Source organism: Streptomyces sp. SAS_281, assembly GCF_052542855.1.
This window is the reverse complement of the sequence record NZ_JBMNDO010000008.1, coordinates 1-22,055: the sequence shown is the minus strand read 5'-3', so window position 1 is coordinate 22,055 and position 22,055 is coordinate 1. Positions and strand designations below refer to the sequence as shown.

Genomic DNA, 22,055 nt, shown 5'->3' with positions numbered 1-22,055 from the left:
GGGTGCAAAGGTGACCACTGCCAGCGAGACCGCCCCCGCCGCGCAGAGTGCCGCCGCGCCGCCCGTGCTCGATCCGCGCCGCCGCAACATCGTCTTCGCCACGATCGTGCTGGGCATCCTGCTGGCCGCCCTGGACCAGACGATCGTGGGTACCGCGCTGCCGACGATCGTCTCGGACCTGGGGGGCGCCGCTCACATGTCGTGGGTGGTCACCGCCTATCTCCTCGCGGAGACGGTGGCGACGGTGCTGGTCGGCAAGTTCGGCGACCTGTTCGGGCGGAAGATCGTCTTCCAGTTGTCCGCCGTCATCTTCATCACCGGTTCGTTCCTCTGCGGGCTCGCGACGAACATGACGCTGCTGATCGTGTGGCGCGGCCTCCAGGGCATCGGCGCCGGCGGCCTGATGGTCACCTCGATGGCGCTCATCGCCGATGTCATCCCGTTGCGCGACCGGGGAAAGTACCAGGGCGCGATCGGGGCCGTCTTCGGCGTGTCGACGGTGATCGGACCGCTGCTCGGCGGGCTGTTCACCGACCATCTGACCTGGCGCTGGGCGTTCTACGTCAATGTGCCGATCGCGATCGCGGTGGTCATCGCGGCCGCCCGTACGATCCCGTCCGTGAAGGCGGCCGGGCGGCCGGTCATCGACTACCTGGGCATCGCGATGGTCACGGTCGGGGCCAGTGCCCTGATCCTGGCCACCAGCTGGGGCGGCAACGAGTACGCCTGGGGCTCCGGCGTCATCATCGGCCTGTTCGTCCTCGGGATCGTGGCGCTCGCGCTGTTCTGCCTCGTCGAGTTCCGGGCGAAGGAGCCGATGCTGCCGATGCGGCTCTTCGGCAACCCGGTCTTCACGGTCTGCTCGATCCTCAGCTTCATCGTCGGGTTCGCGATGCTCGGCGCGATGATCTTCCTGCCGACCTACCTCCAGTACGTGGACGGCGACTCGGCGACCCTGTCGGGCGTGCGGACGCTGCCGATGGTCGTCGGCCTGCTCGCCGCGTCCATCTTCAGCGGCAACGTGGTCAGCAAGACCGGCCGTTACCGGATCTTCCCGATCATCGGCTCGCTGGTCATGGCGGCCGGCCTGTTCCTGCTCTCCCGGATGGGCCCGGACAGCGGGGTCTGGCTGGAGTCGCTGTACATGCTGGTGCTCGGCATCGGCATCGGGCTCTCCATGCAGGTCCTCACGATCGCCGTGCAGAACACCGTGGACTACGCGGACCTGGGCACGGCGACCTCGGGCGTCACCTTCTTCCGTACGCTCGGCAGCTCCTTCGGCACCGCCGTCTTCGGGACGATCTACGCGAACGCCCTCGGCCCGCACCTCAGGGACGGGATCACCGAGGCGGCGCGGGCGGGCGGCGATCCCGCCGTGCTGGCGAAGGCGTCCCAGAGCCCGGAGGGACTGCACGCCCTGCCCGCCGCACAGTCGGAGCCGCTGGCCCAGGCATACGCGGACACCCTGCACACGGTGTTCCTGTGGACGGTGCCCGTGGCACTGCTCGGGTTCGTCGTCGCGCTGTTCCTCAAGCAGGTGAAGCTGCGCGACACCGTACGGGCGGGCTCGACGGACATGGGTGAGGGCTTCGCCTCGCCGAACACCCAGGACTCGGCCCGGCTGCTCGAATTCTCGGTGGCCAAGGTGCTGCGGCGGGTGGGGCCGGAGACGGCGCGGCGGATCGTCGCGGAATCGGACACCCGGCTCGACATGGCGGGTGCCTGGGCGGTGATGCAGGTCGAGCTGTTCACGCGGATGGTCGGCCACGCGGGGCTCCGGCTGATCGCGGCCCGGCACCGGATTCCGCCGGAGGTCCTGGTGCCGGTCTTCGACCGCATGATCGAGGAGGGCTTCCTCACCGGCGACGGCCACCTGTTCCAGCACACCGCGGCCGGCGCCCGCGAGGCGCGGACCATCACGGACGCCTGGGCCCACTGGCTCAACGGCCGGCTGGGCGAGGACGGCGGTCGCCCGGACGACGCCCGGCTGCGCGCCGCGGTCGACGTGATCGCGAAGCGGCTGCTCGCGGAGGACCTGACGCAGGAGCTGGCGCCGGTCGCCCCGGCGGGCGCGCCGGTCTGAGGCCCCGCCTCAGACCGCGAAGACGGCGGTCTCGTAGACCCAGGCGCCCTCGTACCGAACGAAGCGGCTCTTCTCGTGCAGGGAATCGGCGCGCCCGCCCACCGTGCAGTGGGCGCGGAAGGTGACGGTCCCGGTGGTGTGGAAGGCGCTGCCCTCCGTGGTCTCCAGGATCTCCAGGCCCTGCCAGCGCTGCCCGGGGTCGAGGTCGAGTACGTCGGGGCGGTGGTCCGGGTGCCAGGTGCGCAGCAGATACGCCGCGTCCCGGACGACGAAGGCGGCGTACCGCGACCGCATCAGCGCCTCGCAGGTGGCGGCGGGGGCCCCCGCGTGCAGCCGGCCGCAGCACTCGGCGTAGGCGGCGGGCAGCCCGCAGGGACACGGCGAAGCCGCGCTGATCTCGGGAGCGGGGGCGGTGCGAGGGCTCGCGGCGGACGTGCGCCGGGAGCGGGAGGTGCGTCGGGACATGGGTCCATTGTGGCGTGCGCGGACGTGCGGCCCCGACGTGCGGCTCAGGTCAGCAGGAAGTCGGCCTGGCCGGCCTTGGCGCCCTGGATGAAGGCGGCGATCTCGTGGGGGGTGTAGATGAGGGCCGGACCGTCGGGGTCCGCGGACTGGCGCATGGCGATTCTCCCGTCGGCCAGTTTCATGGCCTCGACGCAGGTACCGCCGTTGCCGCCGCTCCATGGCTTGTACCAGCCTTCGGAGCCGAGGTCAGCGGCCGGCATGCCGTTGTATATGGGTGTCATCACAGCTCCTTGCGGAAGTCCCGGAGGAGTTCCTTCGTGCGTTGTGCCGTCGCGGCCTGGGCCGCCATGCGGTCCATGACCTCGAGATAGGAGGCCACCTCCGGGCGCGCGTCGAAGTAGACGGCCCCGGTCAGATACTCGCTGTAGACCATGTCGGGCAGTTCGGGCACGGCGAAGCGGAACAGCACGAACGGCCCGTACGTCCCCGGGTGGTGGCCGGTGGAGAACTCCGCGATCTGCAACGTCACATTGGGCATCGACGTCGCTTCGAGGAGCTTGTCCACCTGCGCGCGCATGATGTCGGCGTTGCCGACCGGGCGGCGCAGGACGGTCTCGTCCATCACCACCCACAGACGCGGGGCGTCCGGCTTGGTCAGCAGGGCCTGCCGCTCCATCCGCAGCGCCACATGGCGCTCGATGTCCTCGGTCCTGACCTGGCCCACGGCCCCGGTGCGCATCACGGTGCGCGCGTAGTCCTCGGTCTGCAGGAGTCCGGACACGAAGTGGGGCTCGTAGACACGCAGCAGGCTCGCGGCGCCCTCCAGGCTGACGTACATGGAGAACCAGTCCGGCAGGACGTCGTGGAACCGCTGCCACCAGCCGGGCCTGTTGGCCTCCTCCGCGAGCTCCACGAAGGCGTCCGTCTCCGCCTCCGAGATCCCGTACGCCCGCAGCAGCAGCTGCACATAGGGGATCTTGAGGGCGACCTCGGCGGTTTCCATCCTGCGTACGGTCGCCGGGGCGACGTGCAGCACCTTGGCGGCCTGGTCCCGGCCCATGCCGGCACGCTCCCGCAGATCCTGCAGCCGCTTGCCGAGAACGACCTGGCCCACGGTCGGGGCGGACCGCGGTTCGCTCACTTCAGACCTCCCCCTGCGCTGTATGCGTGCAGTGTGCCATGCGGTCGCCGCCATGGACACATCCACTCTGGAAATTTCAGAGTGCCCCTTGCCAAGTGTTCACGACAGGGGGAGAGTTGGGGAACGAAACCAGTTGACCTGTCGCGCCCGCGGCCTTTTCGAAGATCGCGAAGCGTGACGCAGCCCCCACTGTGAGGATTCGGTCGTGGCACCTGGCAGTGCGCTCATCCCCCGGCTCGTGGAGACCGGCCCGGGGACCGAAGCGCTCCGATACTGCTTCGCGCTGCGCGCGCATCCCGAATCGGTCGCCGTCGCCCGGCGCCTGACGAAGGCCCGGCTCGGCGATTGGCGAACGGGCGGGGACACCCTCGACGCCGCGGTCCTGATCGTCTCCGAACTGGTCACCAACGCGGTGGTGCACACCGGCAGCGCACGGGTGCTGTGCGAACTGCGGTGCCTCGGCGGCCGGCTGCGCCTCTCCGTGCAGGACCAGGGGCACCAGCCGGACGGGCCACGCCTCGGCGGAGGCGCCGACGACGAGCACGGACGCGGCCTGCTGCTCGTCGACTCACTGGCCCGCGCCTGGGGCTCGCGCGACGCCGGGGACGGCTCGGGCCGCATCGTCTGGGCAGAACTGCCGCACGGCTCGGAGCACACATGCTGAAGAACGCCATGAACCACTTCCTCGCACACCGCCGTTCCCGCGAGCCCGTCGGCTCCCCCGGCCGGGTCCAGCTGCCGCTGCCCACGACCCTCTCGGCGAGTCTCGGCTGCGACGCGGTCGGGGTACCCGCGCGCCACGGTTTCCGCCTGATGTCCCATCTGCCGCGTACCGGCTGCGTCTTCGCGGACGCCGAGCGCTGGTGGTGGATCGTCCCGGCCGGTTCCGACCTCGACCTCGACTGGCCCGAGCAGGTGTCGTACGCGCGCGGTGCGTGCGTGCCCGCGGTACGGCCCCGGCTCATCCATCAGCCCGACAGCCGCACGCCCTACACCCCGCCCATCCCGCTGTTCCTGATGGTCTGCCAGGTGACGGGCGTGACACCGTCGTGGACCCAGGCGTACGGCCCCCCGGCCGTCTCCGCCCCCTGATCCGGCCGCGCCCCCGGCCTCTCCCCGCCTCGGCCACCCTGCGTTGTCAGTGGTCGGTTCTACTGTGGAACCACTGATCGAAACCCGTGGAATACGGGGTCAACGGGTGTGAAGGGGGCGGGCCTGTGCGTTCTGTGGAGCCTTTCGAGGGCGGTGCGTCGCAGTTCGAGAAGACCGGGACGGACGAGGACACGTTCGTCTTTCCTGACAGCTGGCGGCGCCTGGTCCATCCCCGGCGCGGGGGCATCGCGACGAAGCCGGCCCGGGCGGACAGCAAGCTGGTCGACGCGGTCGCGGAGCGGACGGCCGAGGAGCACGCCTGGATCCAGGAGTACCTGGACGCGCCGCGCAGCGACGCCGCCCTGGTCGCCGAGGTCCGGCGGCATCTCGGCGGGGAGCCCTCCCCCGCGGGCGCGGCTGCGGTGGCGCGCATGGTGGGGGTGTACGACCCACCGGCGAACGCGTGGGCGGACAGCTGGACGCGGCTGCACGGGCTGCCGTTCGCGGCCCGCGCCGCGGTCGAGCTGTTCATGGTCAGGGTGCACTACACGCAGAGCGGGATGCACCGTTCCGACGCCTGGCTGGAAGCGGCGCCCACGGCACAGGAAACCCTGTCCGGGCACTACAGCCGGATCGCCGCCGACCGGGTGCGGGCCCTGCTCGCCGTCGCGGACGACGGGACCTACCGGGCCACCGTCGAGGCGCTGTCCGCCTGCCGCACCGACGCCCACCGGAAGATCGTCACGGCCTACCTGGCACCGAGCGAGTCCGACTGGGTCGCGGAGCTCCGCGCCGTCCCCGGGACGGCCGGAGAGCTCGACCCCGGGCTCCTCTCCCTGGTCTTCTGCACGCTCGACTCGCCGGAACAGGCGGCGCTCTACCGCCACACGCGCGGATTCGTCCGGACTCCGGCCGTGATCGCCACAGCCGCCGAGGGCATCGGCACGGCGATCGTGCCCATGCTCACGAAGGAGCTGCAGCGGGGACACTTCTACGCGGACGGGATGAAGAAGCTCGCCGAGGCGCTCGTGGAGTTCCCCACCGACGACGCCTTCGGGGCCCTCCTCGCGCACTCGGACGACAAGCAGGTCCGCCCGGCCCTCCTGGAGGCGATGGACCGCTATCCGGCCCGTGCGTTGCGGCTGCTCGCCGCGGACGCCCGGGACCGGGCCGAGTTCGCGGCCTCCCCGTCGGCCCTGCTGCGCACGCACCTCGCCCACCACCGCACCCTCGCGGAGCAGATGCTGCCGACGCTGGACGACGACCTCGCGGCCGTCGTGGAGCCCCTGCTGCATCCGGCCGGCCGCGTCGCGGACGCGCCCGCCGACGTCCTTCCGGCCGTGCTCACCGCACCGCCGTGGACCCGGCAGCGGACCGCGGCCCGGCCCAGGACCGTCACCGGCCTCACGGCGGACACGGGGAAGGCCGCGCTCTGGCAGGCCGGTGAGCGGGAGGAGTGGGCGGCCACCAGCAGCTGGTACACCCGGCGCGAGGCGGTGCAGGACTGGGACCAGACGCTCGACTCGCTGCGCTACGGGCTCGGCTCGTCGGACCTGCGCCCCGCCTGGGTCTACGTCCACGGGCCGAAGGAGCGGGTCGCGCCCCTGCTCGAGACCTGGGACCCGACCGATGTGTGGGAGGCCGCGGACACGCTGAAGCCGGTCGCCGCCCGCTTCGGCCTCGGGGCCCTGCCCCTGCTCCTCCGCGTCGTGTCGCGCCGGCCCGGCTCACTCGCCCCGCTGCTGATGCCGTACGTGGACGCGCGGGTCGCCCGGCTCATGGCCGACTGGGCGGTGCGCCTCAAGTCCACGGCAGCCGTCGCCCATGCGTGGTTCGAGCGGCACGGCGTGCGGGCCGCGCCGCTGCTCGTGCCGGACGCGCTCGGCAAGGCCGGGGCCGCCCGGCGCGCCGCCGAGCAGGCGCTGCTGCTGATCGCCGGGCTGCACGGCGACGCGGTGGTGCGCGAGGCCGCCGAGGGGTACGGCGAGAAGGCGGCGGACGCGGTGGCCGGGCTGCTGGCCGCCGATCCGTTGGAGCGGGCGCTGCCCGCCGTCATGCCGGAGCTGCCGCAGTGGGCGGCCCCCGTGCTGCTGCCGCAGATCGCGGTCGCGTCGGGCGGGGCGCTGCCGGAGGAGTCCGTCCGCTATCTGCTGACCATGCTCGCCCTGTCCAAGCCGGGCGAGCCGTATCCGGGGCTCGCCGACGCGCTCGGGATCGTGGACGCGGCCTCGGCGGCGGAGTTCGCCTGGGCGCTCTTCGAGCAGTGGCGTGCCGCGCTGCTGCCCGCCAAGGAGGCGTGGGCGCTGCACGCGCTGGGTCTGCTGGGCGACGACGGGACGGTGCACCGGCTGACCCCGGTGATCCGCGCCTGGCCCGGTGAGAACGCCCATCACCGGGCGGTGGAGGGGCTGGACGCACTGGCGGCGATCGGCAGCGACGTGGCACTGCTGCAGCTGCACGGCATCGCGCAGCGCGTGAAGTTCAAGGCCCTGAAGGTGCGGGCCACGGAGAAGATCGCCGAGGTCGCGGCGGGGCTCGGCCTGACGGGCGAACAGCTTTCGGACCGGCTGGTCCCCGACCTCGGTCTCGACGCGGACGGCCGCACGGTCGTGGACTACGGCGGCCGGACGTTCACCGTGGGCTTCGACGAGCAGTTGCGGCCCTATGTCCAGGACGGCGACGGCAAGCTCCGCAAGGACCTGCCGAAGCCGGGGGCGAAGGACGATCCTGAGCTGGCTCCGGCCGAGCGCAAGCGCTTCCTGGCCCTGAAGAAGGAGGTGCGGGCGATCGCCTCCGACCAGGTGCGCCGGCTGGAGGCCGCCATGCTGGCGGACCGCTCGTGGACGGCGCGGGAGTTCACCGAGCTGTTCGTGGGCCACCCGCTGGTGTGGCACCTGGTGCGCCGGCTGGTGTGGGTGAGCGACGCGGACGGGGTGCGCACGGCGTTCCGGGTGGCGGAGGACCGCGCCTTCGCCGGCGCCGGGGGCGGCGCGTTCGCCCTGCCCGAGGGTGCGGCCGTGCGGCTGCCCCACCCGTTGCGGCTGGGCGAAGAGGCGGTGGCCGCCTGGTCGGAGGTGTTCGCGGACCAGGGGATCGTGCAGCCGTTCCCGCAGCTCGGGCGCCCGGTGTACGCCCTGACCGAGGAGGAGGCCGCCGGCCACCGCCTGGGGCGCTTCGAGGGGATCAAGGTGCCCACGGGCAAGGTCCTCGGCCTGGAGCGGTACGGCTGGCAACGCGGGAACCCGGAGGACAACGGCGTGGAGCGCTGGATCTCCAAGCGGCTGGGTGACGGCTGCCACCTGGTGATCGCCCTGGACGGGGGCATCGCGGTCGGCGCGGTCGACGCCTACCCGGAGCAGACCCTGGAGACCGTCTGGCTCGACGTCGAACCGTCCGACTACTGGCACCGCCGCCCCCACGACCTGTGGTTCGACGGCCTGGACGCGGTGACCGCCTCCGAGCTGCTGGCCGACCTGACCGCACTCACCGAGGACGCGGTGTCATGACCGTACGGCACCCAGATACGCCAGCCCCGGATGCGCCTTCACATAGCCGTCCACCAGGCGATGGGCCACGGAGACCGAGTCGACCAGGGGGTGCAGGGCGAAGGCCCTGACCGCGTCCGCGCGCGATCCGCTCGCCGCGGCGTCCAGGACCGCGCGCTCGACGGCCTTCACCGAGGTGACCAGGCCGACCGCGTGATACGGCAGGGGCTCGACGGAGACGGGGCGGGCGCCGTTGGCGTCGACCAGGCAGGGGACCTCGATCACGGCGTCCGCGTCCAGGACCGAAAGGGTGGACCTGTTGCGGACGTTGAGGATCAGGGTGGTCCGCTCGTCGCGGGCGATCGCCCGCATGAGGGCGAGGGCGACCTGCTCGTAGCCGCCGGATTCCAGGTCGCCCTCCTCGCGCTCCCCGGCCCCGGCGACGTCCCGGTTCTCCGACATGTAGGTCGCCTCCCGCTCCGCGCGGGTGCGGTCCCAGGTGGCCAGGGCGGGGGTCGCCGGGTCCTTCATGCGGCCGTAGAAGCCCTCCTGCTGCTCGCGGAGGAAGGCGCCCCGGGTCTGCGCGGCCTCCTGGTAGGCGCGGACGGCCTCCCGGTTGAAGTAGTAGTAGTGCAGGTACTCGTTGGGGATCGCGCCCAGCGAGCGCAGCCAGTCGGCGCCGAACAGCCGGCCCTCCTCGAAGGAGCCCAGCAGCCCGGGGTCGGCCAGCAGGCGCGGGAGTTCGTCGCGGCCGTCGACGTACAGCCCGCGCACCCAGCCGAGGTGGTTGAGGCCGACGTAGTCGACCCGGGCCAGGTCCGGGTCGGCGCCGAGGACGCGGGCGACGCGGCGGCCGAGGCCCACCGGCGAGTCGCAGATACCGATGACGCGGTCGCCGAGGTGCCGGGACATCGCCTCGGTCACGAGCCCGGCCGGGTTGGTGAAGTTGATGACCCAGGCGTCCGGGGCGAGCCGGGCGATGCGCCGCGCCAGGTCGACGGCGACCGGTACGGTGCGCAGCCCGTACGCGATGCCGCCCGCGCCGACCGTCTCCTGGCCGAGGACGCCCTCGTCGAGCGCGACGCGTTCATCGGCGGCCCGGCCCGCGAGGCCGCCGACCCGGATCGCCGAGAAGACGAAGTCGGCGCCGCGCAGGGCCTCGTCCAGGTCGGTCGTGGCGCGGACGGCGGGCGCGTCCGGGACGGATCCGGCCTGCTCGGCGAGGACCCGGGCCACCGCGGTGAGCCGGTCGCGGTCCGTGTCGTAGAGGGTGACGGCCGTGACCCGGCCCTCGGCGTGGTCGGCGAGCAGCGCCCCGTACACCAGTGGAACCCGGAATCCGCCGCCGCCCAGAATTGTCAGCTTCACGCTTCCGCATGGTACGTGGCACCCACGGGGCGTCCGGCGGATCTCCGGGCCCGCGGGACCCGTCGCGGGGCGGCCCGGTGGCAGGGGCGTCGTCATCCGCCCGCCCGCCACCGGGCCGCCCTGTCGTCGCGCGGACCTCAGTCGCCGCTCCACCAGCGGGTCACGACGCGCCAGAGCCGGGCGGGTCCGCCGGGCTTGCGCTGGCGCGGGACCCGGCCGGACAGCGCCTCCGCCGATCCGTCGACCGTCGCGGTCGCCCCGGCCGGGGCGGCGGACGACGGCGCGTGGGCCCCGTCCAGGGGGGCGCGGACGGGGGTCGGGGCGGTGTGGCGTACGGCGGACTGGACCTCCCAGTCCTGGCGGGCCGCGTTGGGCCGGCCCATGGACGGCGGCTCCCGGTCGTCCTGCGGGGAGCGGGGGGCGAATTCGGCGGGGAGTTCGACCAGATGACGGCTCATGAAGTTGCCGACCCAGCGCAGCTCGTGCTCGTCCACCGCGAGTTCGAGGTCGGGCAGCCGCATCAGGAGGGCGTCCACGCCGACGTCCGCGATGGCGCGGCCGATGTCCTGTCCGGGGCACTCGTGGGGCCCGCCGCTGAACGCCAGGTGGGAGCGGTTGCCCTCCATGTTGGCGGCCAGGTCGGGGCGGACCACGGGGTCGGTGTTGGCCGGCGCGATGCCGACGATCAGGGCGTCGCCGGCCTTGATGTGCTTCCCGCCCAGTTCGGTGTCGCCGACGGCCCAGCGGCCGAAGACGGCGGTGAACGGCGGCTCGTCCCACAGGGTCTGCTCGACCGCCTCGGGGACGGTCATGTGGCCGCCGCTGAGCCGGGCCCGGAAGCGCGGGTCGGTGAGGACCATGCGCAGGACGTTGGCGATCAGGTTGGCGGTGGCCTCGTAGGACGCGATCAGGATGAGCCGCAGATGCTCGGCGACCTCCTGGTCGTTCATGTCCGCGGGGTGCTCGACCAGCCAGGTCGCGAAGTCGTCGGCCGGTTCGCGGCGGCGGCGCTCGACCAGGCGGGTGAGCGCTCCGACCACGTAGGCGTTGCTCTGGACGGCGGTCGCGGTGCCCTTGATCATGTCGCGGGCCGCCTCGACCATGCGGTCGTTGTACTCCTCCGGCATGCCGAGGATGGCGCACATGACCATCATGGGCAGCCGTTCGGCGAACTCGGCGACCAGGTCGGTGCGGCCCTGCCTGCAGAAGCCGTTGACCAGCCGGTTGCTGTACCGGTTGACGTGGCGCCGCACGCCGCGCGTGTCGATGCGGGCCATGGAGTCGGTGACCGCGCCGCGCTGGCGTTCGTGGGTGGCGCCGTCGGCGAAGACGCAGATCGGCTGCCAGGTGAAGATCGGTGCCAGCGGGTGGTCGGGGGCGACGCTGCCGTCCTGCAGGGCCCGCCAGCGGCGCGAGTCGCGGGAGAACTGCGAGGGCGTACGGGTCATGTGCAGGTTCTCGCTGTGGCCGAGGACCAGCCAGGCGGGCACGTCGCCGTGCAGGAGAACGGGGGCCACCGTGCCGTGTTCGGCGCGCAGCTTCTCGTACAGGCCGAGCGGGTCCTGTTCGGCCTCGGGGCCGTAGAGCCGGCGCAGACCGCCGGGGCCGATGCCCAGGCCGTGGGCCGGGCACTCGGGGGGCGGGACCTGGCCGTGCTCGTAGGGGAAGGGGGTTGTCACGATCGCTCCAGGGGTCGGGCCTCGGGGGCCGGACGGTCGGGGGCGCGGTGGGGGACGCGCGGAACGGGTTCGGGAAGGGTGCGCGGGAGGGGTCAGCCGAGCGGGCGGGCGACGCTGTGCAGATAGCGCATCAGGGTCATCAGCACATCGCGGCTGGAGCCGCGCAGCCGGGCGTCGCAGTCGATTATCGGGACCTCCTCCGAGAGGTCCAGGGCACCGCGCAGCGCCTCGACGGGGTACTTCGGGGCGTCGGGGAAGGTGTTGATGGCGACGACGAACGGCACCCCGCGCTCCTCCAGGCGCCCGATGACGTCGAAGCTGGTTTCGAGCCGGCGGGTGTCGAGGAGGACCACGGCGCCGAGGGCACCCTCGAAGAGGCCGTTCCAGAGGAACCAGAAGCGTTCCTGGCCGGGGGTGCCGAAGAGGTAGAGGACCAGCTCCTCGCTGATGCTGATCCGGCCGAAGTCCATGGCGACGGTGGTGGCGGTCTTGCTCTCCACGCCGAAGTTGTCGTCCACGCCGACACCGGCCTGCGTCATGGTCTCTTCGGTGGTCAGCGGCCGGATCTCGCTGACCGAGCCGACCATGGTCGTCTTGCCGACCCCGAACCCTCCGACGATCACGACCTTCACCGCGGCGGTGGCCGTGGTGGGCAGGACGTCCTCGCTGCGGGGGCCCGTGATCGTGTCAGAGTTTCTGAAGTCCATGCATCACCGCTTCGAGGAGGGAACGGTCCGGGAGGGTCGCGCGGACGATCGGCGCGCGCGATTCGATCAGACCGGTGGCGAGGAGTTCGGTGAGGAGAGAGGTCACCACGCTGAACGGCAGGCTGAGGTAGGCGGAGAGTTCGGCGACGGATAACGGGGCCTGGCAGAGCCGGAGGATCACGGCCTGCTCGGGCTGGACCGTCGGTGACGGCTCCGACTTCGAGACAATCATCGTGACCAGGTCGAGCGCTGCCCGCTCGCTGCCGTCGGGATCGCCGGTGATGACGTAGAGCCTCTCCGGGTCGCTCAGCGCCGGGTCGGCCTTGCGGCGTTCTCGTCGGGGAGAATTCATCCGGCCTGCCCGTCGTGGCGGGGCGGGCTCGTGAGATGGCCGCCGATGCGGACGACCATGTCGCGCATCCGCGCCCCGACGTGCCCGGCGTCCACCGTCTCACCCGCGAGCACCGCGAGGTAGGCGCCGGCTCCCGCGGCCATCAGGTAGAAGAACCCGCCGGTGACCTCGATGACGACGAGCCTCATCCGGCCGTCGCTGTACGGGATCTCGGAGGCGACGGCCGCCGCCAGGCTCTGGAGGCCGGCGCAGGCCGCCGCGAGCCGGTCGGCGACGTCGGGGTCGCCGCCGTGCTGGGCGATGCGCAGTCCGTCGGCGGAGAGCACGACGATCTGGTGGATGTCCGGGACGTCGTCGGCGAGTTCCTTGAGCATCCAGTCCATGTTGCCCCGCTGCTGGATCACCGCTGATCTCCCTTGTCCCACGCGTCGTCAGAGTCTTCGCCGGCCCTTGGCTCCTGGGGCACGCCGTTGGCGGCCTTGGTGAACGCCTCCAGCCAGATGCCGGGGGGCGGTTCCTTGCTGTTGCCCTGTCCGGGGCCGTAGCCGTGGCCGTTGGTGCGACCGGCGGTGGGGTCGGCGGCCTGTGCGGGGAGGTTGTGCGAGCCGAGCGGGGCGCGGCCGCGGCTGCGGCGCTGCGGGAGTCCGCCGGCGGTCCACTCCGTCACGATGGGCACGTCGTCCTGCATGGCGACGGCCGGGATGGCCGGGGCGGCCGGGCGGGACTCGGAGACCACCGGGCCGGTCGCGGGGCGCGCGGCGACGGGGCTGGGCTTGCGGCGCTTGCCGCGGGGCGGCACGACGTGCTTCATGTCGTCGAGGTCGATGTCGCTGGTGGGCCGGGAGGTGGCGCCGATGCCGTGGGCGATGCCGGGGGCCGGGCCGGTGGTGATCATGGCGCGGGGCACGATGAGTACGGCGCGCACGCCGCCGTACGCGGACTGGCGCAGCGAGACCTGGAGGTCGTACATCCGGGCGAGGCGGCCGACGACGGCCATGCCGAGGCGCGGGGACTCTCCGAGGTCGTTCATGCTGGACCCTGCCTGGGCCCGGGCGAGCATGCTCTCGGCGCGGGTGCGGGCCTCCTCGCTGAGGCTGACGCCGCCGTCCTCGATCTCGATGGCGATGCCGGTCTGCACCTCGACCGCGGTGACGTGCACCCGGGTCTGCGGGGGCGAGTAGCGGGTGGCGTTGTCGAGGAGTTCGGCGCAGGCGTGGATGAGCGGTTCGACCGCGGTGCCGATGATGGCGACCTTCGCGATCGAGTGCAGGTCGACGCGCGGGTACTCCAGGATGCGCGACATGGCGCCGCGCAACACGCTGAACAGCGGTACGGGCTTGGGCCACTGGCGGCTGGGGCGCGCGCCGCCGAGGACCGCGATGGAGTCGGCGAGGCGGCCGATCAGCGCGGTGCCGTGGTCGATGCGGAGCAGGTCGTCGAAGACGTCGGGGTTGCGCCCGTGGTGCTCCTCCATCTCCCGGAGCTCACTGGCCTGGCGGTGGACGATCGCCTGGACGCGGCGGGCGACGTTGACGAAGGCGCGCTGCGCGGAGTCCCGGGTCGCCTCCTCGTTGTCGATGATGTCGAGCACCGTGTAGACGAGGGAGCGCTGGGAATCGGGCAGGTGACGGTAGACCGGGTCGGAGTCCACCACGTCGCGCAGCACCTCGTCGGGCGAATTGCCCACGCGCAGGCGGTGGATGGCGGAGGGCAGCAGCTCCTTGCTGATGCGGACGGTCTCTTCGTCGTGCTCGGCGATGCGCCGTTCCAGGGCGGAGACGCGTTGTCGGTACTCGGTGCTTCGGCGGCGGATCGTCCGGCCGCGGCGGGCGATCTCCACGGCGAGCGCGGCGACCACGACGGTGGCGAACGCTCCGCACCAGACGACTGCTATCCGCGCGGGCTCGGCAACCAGCGCCGCCGCGGCGGCGGTTGCCCCCGCCATCACGACGACGGGAAGCAACAGGGCGCGGGCGACGGGGGCTTCCCGGCCGGCCGGCGGTGATTCAACACGGGCCATCTGAACCTCTGGCGGTTGATTCGGGATGTATTCCGGAGATTCGGCGCTTGTCTGAACGAAGAGAACAAGCGCGCGAATTCACCTCAACTCGACTTCACTGCGCGTGAGCTTAGTCAGATCGAATCAGCGCTTTCGCACATTCCACCAACCCCCTGCGCGAGCGCTCCCGCGGTAGTACGCTCACGAGTTTTTACACGCACCGCCTTCGAGCGTGTGCGGGGAGTGACGGGGCGGAGGAATGAGGAAGAATCGGCCCACAGGGCGAGAGATGGGCACATATGAACGAAGGCGCCCGTACGAGTGGCGCCGGGAAAACCTTCCAGGGCCTTCCCTTGGATCAGGCCCTAGCGGCGGGCGCCGCCGATGCGCCCCTCCAGTTGCACCAGGAGCTCGCTGAGCTGGGCGCTGAGCCGGTCACGGGACTCGGCGTCGAGGCCGGAGAGCACCGCGCGTTCGTACGCCAGCTGCCGGGGCAGCAGTCCGTCGACCAGGTCGCGGCCCTCGTCGGTGAGGCGGACGTAGGCGACCCTGCGGTCGCGCTCGTCACCGCGCCGGGCGATCAGGCCGCGCTCCTGGAGAACCCGCAGCCGCTTGGTGACGGCGGCGCCGGAGGAGAAGGTCTCCCGGGCCAGTTCACCGGGGGTCAGCTCACGGTCGGTACGGCGTACGGCTCCGAGCAGATCGAACTCCGCGCGGGTCAGGCCGGCCGCCCGCAGCGGGGCGTCCTCGGCCTGCTGGAGCAGCGCGGAGCAGCGGTTGATCCGGCCGATGAGCTCCATGGGCCCGGTGTCCAGTTCCGGGTTCACGGCCTGCCACTGCCGGACCACCGAGGCGACGATGTCGTCGGTCACACCGCTCCGTTCTCCTGGGCGGGGACGAGCAGTCCCCGCCGTTTCGCTGTCGCCGCGAGCGTACGGTGTCCGGCCTGCTCAGCGGCGAGCACCGCCTCACGGGGCAGGGCAGGCTGCCACCACTCGCCGGCCGCGGTGTCGTCCGCCTCGCGCAGCTCGACCAGGGTGCCGGTGAGCCGGCGGCGGGCGGCGTCCAGGGCGGCGGGCTCCGTTCCGGGCGCGGCGAGGGCCTGCACGGCGTGGGCGCGGGCGCGTTCGGCGTCGGCCAGCGCGCGCTCGACGCGGCCGGTGGCGCGGCGGTTGGTGACCAGGACGGCGGCGAGGAAGCCGACGGCGGCGCCGATCACGGTGTCCAGGACCCGGTCGCCGATCAGCTCACCGGCCGGGTGGCTGCCCGCGTACTCCAGGACGAGGAGGGCCATCGGGGTCACGGCGACGGAGCCGAGCCAGTAGTTGCGGGTGATCAGCGCCTCGGCCGAGAAGGCGAAGAGGAGGCAGAAGCCGATGAGGGCGAGCGGGGCGGTCCGGGCGACCGGCAGGACGGCGGCGAAGACCAGGACGCCGATGAGGTTGCCGAGGGTGCGCTGGAGCGTGCGGTTCCAGGAGAGCGTGACGTTGGCCTGGTAGAGCGAGGCGGCGGTGACGATCGCCCAGTACGGACGGCCGACGCCCACCGCCGAGCACACGTATCCGGCCAGGGCGCAGCCGACGAGCGTGCGGGCGGCGACCGGGAGCAGCGGGGAGCCGGGGGCGACGCGGCCCAGCAGCGCGCGGAACGGGCGGCGGGCCAGGGCGGCGCGTTCGGCGTCGAGCCCGAAGAGTTCGGCGCCGGTGCCGGGGGCGGGCGCCGGTGCGGGCACGGGGCCCCGGGCGCGGGTGAGCCGGGCCCACTCGCGGAGCCGGCCGGCGTCGGCGGGGTCGGGGGTGGCCGCGAGGACCGAGGTCTCCGCGTGGACGACGAGGCGTTCGAGGGCGCGGCGGGCCGGGGTGGGGCGGCCGGCGGCGAGGAGGGTCTGCCAGGCGGCGTGCACGGCGGCGACGGCGGCGCGGCGGGTTGCGTGGCCGGGGGCGGCGGCGTGCGCGGCGGCGGCGTTCAGGGCGCGGGCGGTGGCCCGGCGCTCGGGTCCGTCGCGGCGGACGAGCGCGGGGGCGACGACGGCGACGAGCCAGGCGACGGCACCCGCGCCGAGGGTCAGGGCGAGGTGGCCGGGGACCTGGGCGAGCGTCTGGGGGACGAAGAGGGCGGCGGAGCTGACGAAGGTGAAGATCACCGGTCCGGGCGGCCCGATCCGGGTCGCGTCGCAGAGCAGCTTCTGGCCGGCGGCCAGGAGCGCGCCGACGGCGATGAGGACGGCGGTGGATCCGGTGAGCGAGGCGACGACGAGGGCGGCGCCGAGGCCGGCGGTCATGCCGAGGACGACCCCGGCGACGGTGCCGGCGCGCCGGGCGTACGGGAGGTTGTGGCCGTACAGGGCACAGAGCGATCCGGCCATCGTGTACATCACCAGGTCGAGCCGGCCGAAGGCCAGGAGCACCAGGTTGGGTATCGCGGTGGCCACGACCACGCTGGTGGCGGGCTTGAACCACATGTCGGACGGCCGCGCCAGGCGCAGTGGGCCGGTCAGCGGGAGCTTGCGGACGGCGGGCCGGCGGGACTCGATGGTTGTATCACTCACCCAGATACTTTAACAGGTATTACACAAGTAAAACATCTGGATCGACACTGCGGCCGCGGGCCCGCTGCGATGACCGGACGGGGTGCGCGGGCCCAGGGCGTGTCCTGGCGTCTCCCGCAGGAAGCTCACCGCGCCGGTGCCCCGGCGGTCGCTGCTGGATCGACCTGAGCACCCTCGACGTGCCTGCGGCCGAGACGTTCTGCGCGGCCGTGTTCGGCTGGCGCTGCGATACCGATCCGCGCGAGGAGGCGGGCGGCTACACGCTCGCCCGTCCCGGGGAGTCCCGGGTCGCCGCGTTGAGCCCGCTCCCCCAGCCGGGCCGGCCGCCGGCCTGGACGGTCTCGTTCGCCGCCGACGACGCGGACGCGGCGGTCGCGAGGGTGACGGCGGCGGGCGGCTCGCTGCCGACCGGCCCGATGGACGTCTTCGACCAGGACAGGTTCGCCGTGGTGGCGGACCCCGCAGGTGCGGTGTTCTCGCTCCGGCAGGGGCGCGCGTTCGCCGGGGCCGACCTGTTCGACGCACCCGGCGCGCTCGGCTGGACCGAGCCGCTCGCCCGGGAGCGGGAGCGGCACTCGCCTTCTGCGCCGAGGTGTTCGGCTGGTCCGTGCGCGCCTCGGAGTCGTACCCGCAGCGGGGCGTCGGCGGGGAGGACTTCGGCGGTCCGCTGACGATGGGCGGGACGTTCCCGCCGCAGGTGCCGTCGCACTGGCTGCCGTACTCCTCCTCCGCGGACGTCGACGCGACGGCCGCCGCCGCGCGGAGCGCGGGCGGTGAGCTGCTGACGCCGCCCACGGACATCCCCTACGGTCCGCGGGTGGCCGTCGTCCGGGACGCCCAGGGCGCCGCGTTCGGCGTCCGCCGGGCCGCCGACGTGGAGTCGGGCGGCGGCACCCGGAACCCGTTGCGCTCCCCGTACGGCTTCGTACGGGGAGCGCAACGGGTTCCGGTCCGGGACTCAGCCCAGGCCGCGGGCGTCCTGCTTGAGGGCGGTGTCCACGGTCAGGGCCGTCGCCACCACGAGGCTCAGCAGCGGCTCGGGGAGCTGGTAGTGGATCTGGAGGACGTAGTTGTCCGCCGTCGTGAACAGCGTCTTCGCGAGCCCTTCCCAGGTCTTGGTGATGCGGGCGATCTCCTGGTCGTTGTGATCGACGATCGCGAAGTTCCAGGCACGCCAGTTCTCGGCCTTGATCGCGCCGATCTGCTGTCCGCCGGCCATGATCGCGAAGTTGATCTTGCCGATGGCGTTCTGCTGGACGATCTCGCCGACCGGCTGACCGTCGGGGCGCTCCACGAGGACCCGGGACTTGATGAACTTCGCGGGGCGGGTCAGCAGCAGCTGCGGCCGGCCGTGCGCGTCGCGGATCTCCAGGCGGTGGGTGAGGTACTGGTCGATGCTGGTGAGGAACCGCAGCACCTTGCGCAGGGCGCCCTGGCCGACCTGGACGACCGAGCCGATGGTGTTGCCGTGCTGGTCGAAGACGCGGTACTCGTTCGTCACCTCGATCAGCTTGGCCTTCTGGTTCACCACCAGGACCTGCTGATCGAAGAGCGAGCCACCGGGGGCGCCGCCCTGCGGGTTCTGCGGCGCACCGTGCTGGGGGACGGCCGCGGGCTGCTGCGGCACCACCTGCTGCGGCGCCGCCTGCTGCGGCACCTGGGCCTGCGGCTGCGGCTGCGCGGGGGCCTGGGCCTGATCGCCCGCGGGGTGGGTGTGCTCCGTCCACTGGGAGCCGTCCCAGTAGCGCAGCAACTGCGGGGCGCCGTGCGGATCGGGATACCAGCCCGCAGATACGTTCGAGTGCGTGGTCACCGGGGCACACTATCCCGCCATGGCCGGAATCGAACCGCTCGCCCGTGGATCCACAGGCTCACCGCCTCTTCCCGTGTTCTTCCCGCTCACTGCTTGAATCTTCAACGCGCCGCGTACGATGTGCGGGATGAACAGGGTGAGCGAGGGGCCGGAGCGGCTGCGCGGCACCGGCGCGCCGGTCGTGCTCGCCTGGCTGTTCGTCCTGGTCGCGCTCGTCTCGTGCTGCGCGCCGCAGTCCGTACGCCCGCACACCTCCCCCGAGTTCGCCCCCGCCTCGGCCCTCGCGACACAGGCCGACCTCACGGTGGTCCGGGTCGTGGTGGCCGACGCCCCCGGCGACCGGGGCGTGGGTGATTCCTGCCACGACGCCTCGCAGCATTCGGCGCCCGTCGTGCTGCCCGCCCAGCCGGGCCCGGCGGCGGTCCCCTCGACTGCCGTGGCGCTTCTCCCGCACCGCCCCCTGACCGGCGGCGGGACGATCCGGGGCCCCTCCAACGACGCGGTCGGCGAGGTCGACCCCCTGCGCCTTCAGGTTCAGCGGACCTAGGACGGCCGGGGATGCGTCGTGCCCGTTTCCGGGTGGCGGCTCCCCCTGCCGTACGCAGTCCGTCTCACGATCCTATGAACCCGAGGACCCGTCATGGCTTCCGCCGACAAGCAGAACACCGGCAAGCAGAACAACCCCGCCGCCGCCCGCCGCGCCAAGCTGGAGGAGGCCCGCCGTCAGGAGCGGGCCCGCGAGCGCCGCTCCCGCGTCATCACGCTCGCCGTCGGCGTGCTGGTGGTCGCCGGCCTCGTCGTCGGGGGCGGTTACCTGATGAACGCGGCCGACGAACAGGACAAGGCCGAGGCGGAGGCCAAGACCTCGCCCGTGACCGGCGAGAAGAGCTGGGACAAGCTCACGCAGAACCATGTGGAGAAGGCGGTCGACTACCCGATGAACCCGCCGGTCGGCGGCGACCACAACCCGGTGTGGATGAACTGCGACGGTGACGTGTACACCCAGTCGATACCGAAGGAGAACGCCGTCCATTCGCTGGAGCACGGCGCGGTGTGGGTCACGTACACCAGCAAGGCGAAGCCCGCCGACGTCGAGAAGCTGAACGCGCGGGTGTCGTCCACGCCGTACTCGCTGATGAGCCCGGTCGAGGACCAGGCGGCGCCGCTGATGCTCAGCGCCTGGGGGAAGCAGCTCGCGGTGAAGAGCGCCACCGACGCCCGCGTCGCGCAGTTCTTCACCAAGTACGTGCAGGGCCCGCAGACACCCGAGCCGGGCGCCGCCTGCACCGGCGGGATCGCCAAGTGACGGCCGCCCCGCGCACCTCGCGGCCCCTGGTGCTGGCCGGTGGGGCGGTGCTGCTGCTGGCGCTCGCCCTGATCGCGCTGACCTTCGTACGTCCTTCGACGTCGGCGCCCGCGGCTGCGGCTTCCGCGTCCGCCCCGGCCGAGTCCTCGGCCGACGTGGGGTTCGCGCGCGATATGGCGGTCCACCACCAGCAGGCGGTCGAGATGTCGTTCATCGTCCGCGACCGCACCTCGGACGAGGCGGTGCGCCGGCTGGCGTTCGACATCATCAACACCCAGGCCAACCAGCGCGGCATGCTCCTGGGATGGCTGGAGATGTGGGGCCGCGCGAAGAGCTCCCCCGGACCGCCCATGGCCTGGATGGGGCACACCTTCACCCCGAGCGGTGACGGCGCGCTGATGCCCGGGATGGCCACCGACGCCGAACTGGACGCACTGCGGAAGGCCAAGGGCAGGGACGCCGAGATCCTGTTCCTGAAGCTGATGACCGCGCACCACAGGGCCGGCGCGGAGATGGCGCAGGCGGCGGCCTCCGCGGCGAAGACCGACGAGATCAGGAACCTGGCGTCGGGCATGGCCCTGGCCCAGAAGTCGGAGATCGCGCTCATGGCCGACATGCTCGAGGAACGCGGGGCGTCCGCTTCCTGAGACGAACCGGGTCCCGCCGTCACGCGGGGCCCGGTTCGCCCGGATCGCGACCGTACTGGCGTACGGAATCGCATAGGCTCGGGTCCGATATGAAGAGCAACCTCACGCCGCTGGGGCCCAAGGCCGACAAGGACACCGTCCGGCGCAGCAACCTGAGCCTCGTCCTCCGGGCCGTCCGCGACGAGGACGAGGCGACCCGGGCCGGTGTCGCCGCGCGCGTGGGGCTGACCCGGGCCGCCGTGTCCTCACTGGTCGAACAGCTGCTCGAAACCGGGTTCCTGACCGAGTCCGGCAAGACGTTCAGCGGGCAGGCCGGCCGCCCCGGGACCGCCCTCAGGACAGCCCGCACGGGACCGGCCGGGCTCGGGGTCGAGGTCAACATCGACTACGTGTCGGTGTGCGTGGTCGATCTGGCCGGCACCGGCCGGGTCCGCCTCACCGAGCACCTGGACAATCGCGGCACCCCGCCCGCCGAGGTGCTGGCACGGGCGGCCCGGATCGCCGCGCGCACCCTGGACTCGGCGCGGGAGCAGGAGCTGCACCCGGTCGGCGTGGCCCTGGCACTGCCGGGCCTGGTCTCGGGCGGCGCGGTGCGCCAGGCGCCGAACCTGGGCTGGAACCAGGTCCCGGCGGAGGAGCTGTTCGCCGCCGCCCTGACCGCCGAGCACCCGGGCCACCAGGAGCTCCCCGTCCGCTCGGAGAACGAGGCGAACCTGGCGGCCCTGGCCGAGCTGTGGTTCGGCGGCCTGGAGCGCATCCGCAGCTTCCTCTATCTGACCGGCGAGATCGGCGTGGGCGGCGCGCTGGTGATCGACGGGGAGCTGCTGCGCGGGGCGCACGGCTTCGCCGGGGAGATCGGCCATGTGGTGGTGGACCCGAGCGGTCCGCAGTGCCGGTGCGGTTCGCGCGGCTGCCTGGAGCAGTACGCGGGACAGGCGGCACTGCTGCGGGCGGCCGGGGTCGACGGGGGCGGCGGGCTCGGGGTCGCGGAGCTGGAGAAGCGGGTGCGGGCGGGCGACGAGCGGGCGGTCGGCGCGGTCGCGGAGGCCGGGCGGATGCTGGGGCGGGTGCTGTCCGGGGCGGTCAATCTGCTGGACCCGGACGCGGTGGTGCTCGGCGGGATCTACCGGAACCTGATGCCGTGGCTGGCCGCACCGGCAGACGAGGAGCTGACGGGCCGGGTGGTGTCCGGGCTCTGGGCGCCCGGCGGGGGCAGGCTGCGCGCCTCGTCGGTCGCGGGCGACGCGGCGCGGGGCGCGGCGGCGCTGGTGATGACCGATGTGCTGGCCGACCCGGTGGCGTACGCGCGTCCGGCGATGGCCTGAGACGTGAAGAGGCAAGGGAGAGGGGGGCGGACGCGTAGCGCGTCC

21 protein-coding genes and 1 pseudogene are annotated in these 22,055 nt (G+C 72.8%); 10 read left to right on the top strand and 12 right to left on the bottom strand.

What is annotated here, in order from left to right; all coding sequences use genetic code 11:
* Window positions 1-10 precede the first annotated feature (10 nt).
* Window positions 11-2,083 (top strand): MDR family MFS transporter, encoded by a 2,073-nt coding sequence (locus tag ACN6LM_RS05135; protein ID WP_445064063.1) that lies wholly within the window; start codon window positions 11-13, stop codon window positions 2,081-2,083.
* 9 nt (window positions 2,084-2,092) lie between these two features.
* On the opposite strand, the gene ACN6LM_RS05130 is transcribed toward ACN6LM_RS05135, so the two are convergent.
* Genes ACN6LM_RS05130 through ACN6LM_RS05120 form a run of 3 tightly spaced genes read right to left on the bottom strand, consistent with a single transcriptional unit; the run spans window position 2,093 to window position 3,689 of the window.
* Complete coding sequence (locus ACN6LM_RS05130) at window positions 2,093-2,548, bottom strand: YchJ family protein (RefSeq protein WP_445064062.1); 456 nt, start codon at window positions 2,546-2,548, stop codon at window positions 2,093-2,095.
* Between the two features lie 44 nt (window positions 2,549-2,592).
* A complete protein-coding gene (locus ACN6LM_RS05125) occupies window positions 2,593-2,829 on the bottom strand; it encodes a DUF397 domain-containing protein (RefSeq protein WP_164398581.1) in 237 nt (78 codons plus the stop codon).
* Window positions 2,829-3,689 carry a helix-turn-helix domain-containing protein gene (locus tag ACN6LM_RS05120; RefSeq protein WP_445064061.1) on the bottom strand — a complete coding sequence of 287 codons (861 nt, stop codon included), beginning with the start codon at window positions 3,687-3,689 and terminating at the stop codon, window positions 2,829-2,831. The genes ACN6LM_RS05125 and ACN6LM_RS05120 overlap by 1 nt, the downstream gene beginning before the upstream one ends.
* A 205-nt stretch (window positions 3,690-3,894) precedes the next feature.
* On the opposite strand from ACN6LM_RS05120, the gene ACN6LM_RS05115 reads away from it, so the two are divergent.
* The 3 genes from ACN6LM_RS05115 (at window position 3,895) to ACN6LM_RS05105 (ending at window position 8,287) form a co-directional block, all read left to right on the top strand.
* On the top strand, window positions 3,895-4,353 hold the full coding sequence (locus tag ACN6LM_RS05115; protein ID WP_445064060.1) for an ATP-binding protein: 459 nt from the start codon (window positions 3,895-3,897) through the stop codon (window positions 4,351-4,353).
* A complete protein-coding gene (locus ACN6LM_RS05110) occupies window positions 4,347-4,781 on the top strand; it encodes a hypothetical protein (protein ID WP_445064059.1) in 435 nt (144 codons plus the stop codon). The genes ACN6LM_RS05115 and ACN6LM_RS05110 overlap by 7 nt, the downstream gene beginning before the upstream one ends.
* A gap of 125 nt (window positions 4,782-4,906) precedes the next feature.
* Window positions 4,907-8,287, top strand: a complete 3,381-nt coding sequence (locus tag ACN6LM_RS05105; RefSeq protein WP_445064058.1) for a DUF4132 domain-containing protein — start codon at window positions 4,907-4,909, stop codon at window positions 8,285-8,287.
* Here ACN6LM_RS05105 and ACN6LM_RS05100 read toward each other — a convergent pair.
* The 8 genes from ACN6LM_RS05100 to ACN6LM_RS05065 form a co-directional block, all read right to left on the bottom strand.
* Complete coding sequence (locus tag ACN6LM_RS05100; protein WP_445064057.1) at window positions 8,282-9,634, bottom strand: 6-phospho-beta-glucosidase; 1,353 nt, start codon at window positions 9,632-9,634, stop codon at window positions 8,282-8,284. The genes ACN6LM_RS05105 and ACN6LM_RS05100 overlap by 6 nt on opposite strands.
* A gap of 137 nt (window positions 9,635-9,771) precedes the next feature.
* A complete protein-coding gene (locus tag ACN6LM_RS05095) occupies window positions 9,772-11,313 on the bottom strand; it encodes a cytochrome P450 (protein WP_445064056.1) in 1,542 nt (513 codons plus the stop codon).
* 92 nt (window positions 11,314-11,405) lie between these two features.
* Window positions 11,406-12,020 carry a GTP-binding protein gene (locus tag ACN6LM_RS05090; RefSeq protein ID WP_445064055.1) on the bottom strand — a complete coding sequence of 205 codons (615 nt, stop codon included), beginning with the start codon at window positions 12,018-12,020 and terminating at the stop codon, window positions 11,406-11,408.
* Complete coding sequence (locus tag ACN6LM_RS05085; RefSeq protein WP_018100233.1) at window positions 12,001-12,372, bottom strand: DUF742 domain-containing protein; 372 nt, start codon at window positions 12,370-12,372, stop codon at window positions 12,001-12,003. The genes ACN6LM_RS05090 and ACN6LM_RS05085 overlap by 20 nt, the downstream gene beginning before the upstream one ends.
* Window positions 12,369-12,776, bottom strand: coding sequence for a roadblock/LC7 domain-containing protein (locus tag ACN6LM_RS05080; RefSeq protein WP_018100234.1), 408 nt, complete (start codon window positions 12,774-12,776; stop codon window positions 12,369-12,371). The genes ACN6LM_RS05085 and ACN6LM_RS05080 overlap by 4 nt, the downstream gene beginning before the upstream one ends.
* Window positions 12,773-14,392 carry a sensor histidine kinase gene (locus tag ACN6LM_RS05075; protein ID WP_445064054.1) on the bottom strand — a complete coding sequence of 540 codons (1,620 nt, stop codon included), beginning with the start codon at window positions 14,390-14,392 and terminating at the stop codon, window positions 12,773-12,775. The genes ACN6LM_RS05080 and ACN6LM_RS05075 overlap by 4 nt, the downstream gene beginning before the upstream one ends.
* A 344-nt stretch (window positions 14,393-14,736) precedes the next feature.
* Window positions 14,737-15,243 carry a MarR family winged helix-turn-helix transcriptional regulator gene (locus tag ACN6LM_RS05070; RefSeq protein ID WP_445064053.1) on the bottom strand — a complete coding sequence of 169 codons (507 nt, stop codon included), beginning with the start codon at window positions 15,241-15,243 and terminating at the stop codon, window positions 14,737-14,739.
* A complete protein-coding gene (locus ACN6LM_RS05065; protein WP_445064052.1) occupies window positions 15,240-16,919 on the bottom strand; it encodes an FUSC family protein in 1,680 nt (559 codons plus the stop codon). The genes ACN6LM_RS05070 and ACN6LM_RS05065 overlap by 4 nt, the downstream gene beginning before the upstream one ends.
* Window positions 16,920-17,098: 179 nt before the next feature.
* On the opposite strand from ACN6LM_RS05065, the gene ACN6LM_RS05060 reads away from it, so the two are divergent.
* Together ACN6LM_RS05060 and ACN6LM_RS05055 are read left to right on the top strand one after the other, a co-directional pair.
* Window positions 17,099-17,590, top strand: coding sequence for a VOC family protein (locus tag ACN6LM_RS05060; protein WP_445064051.1), 492 nt, complete (start codon window positions 17,099-17,101; stop codon window positions 17,588-17,590).
* Window positions 17,512-17,712: pseudogene (locus ACN6LM_RS05055) on the top strand (VOC family protein); the annotation flags it as partial. The gene ACN6LM_RS05060 and the pseudogene ACN6LM_RS05055, both read left to right, overlap by 79 nt.
* Before the next feature lie 165 nt (window positions 17,713-17,877).
* Here ACN6LM_RS05055 and ACN6LM_RS05050 read toward each other — a convergent pair.
* Window positions 17,878-18,732 carry a phospholipid scramblase-related protein gene (locus ACN6LM_RS05050; protein WP_445064050.1) on the bottom strand — a complete coding sequence of 285 codons (855 nt, stop codon included), beginning with the start codon at window positions 18,730-18,732 and terminating at the stop codon, window positions 17,878-17,880.
* Between the two features lie 127 nt (window positions 18,733-18,859).
* On the opposite strand from ACN6LM_RS05050, the gene ACN6LM_RS05045 reads away from it, so the two are divergent.
* The 4 genes from ACN6LM_RS05045 (at window position 18,860) to ACN6LM_RS05030 (ending at window position 22,010) form a co-directional block, all read left to right on the top strand.
* Window positions 18,860-19,279 carry a hypothetical protein gene (locus ACN6LM_RS05045; RefSeq protein WP_445064049.1) on the top strand — a complete coding sequence of 140 codons (420 nt, stop codon included), beginning with the start codon at window positions 18,860-18,862 and terminating at the stop codon, window positions 19,277-19,279.
* 93 nt (window positions 19,280-19,372) lie between these two features.
* Window positions 19,373-20,038 (top strand): DUF3105 domain-containing protein, encoded by a 666-nt coding sequence (locus tag ACN6LM_RS05040; RefSeq protein ID WP_445064048.1) that lies wholly within the window; start codon window positions 19,373-19,375, stop codon window positions 20,036-20,038.
* Window positions 20,035-20,685: a DUF305 domain-containing protein gene (locus ACN6LM_RS05035; protein ID WP_445064047.1), complete on the top strand. Its 651-nt coding sequence runs from the start codon at window positions 20,035-20,037 to the stop codon at window positions 20,683-20,685. The genes ACN6LM_RS05040 and ACN6LM_RS05035 overlap by 4 nt, the downstream gene beginning before the upstream one ends.
* 89 nt (window positions 20,686-20,774) lie before the next feature.
* Window positions 20,775-22,010, top strand: a complete 1,236-nt coding sequence (locus ACN6LM_RS05030; RefSeq protein WP_445064046.1) for an ROK family protein — start codon at window positions 20,775-20,777, stop codon at window positions 22,008-22,010.
* Window positions 22,011-22,055 lie beyond the last annotated feature (45 nt).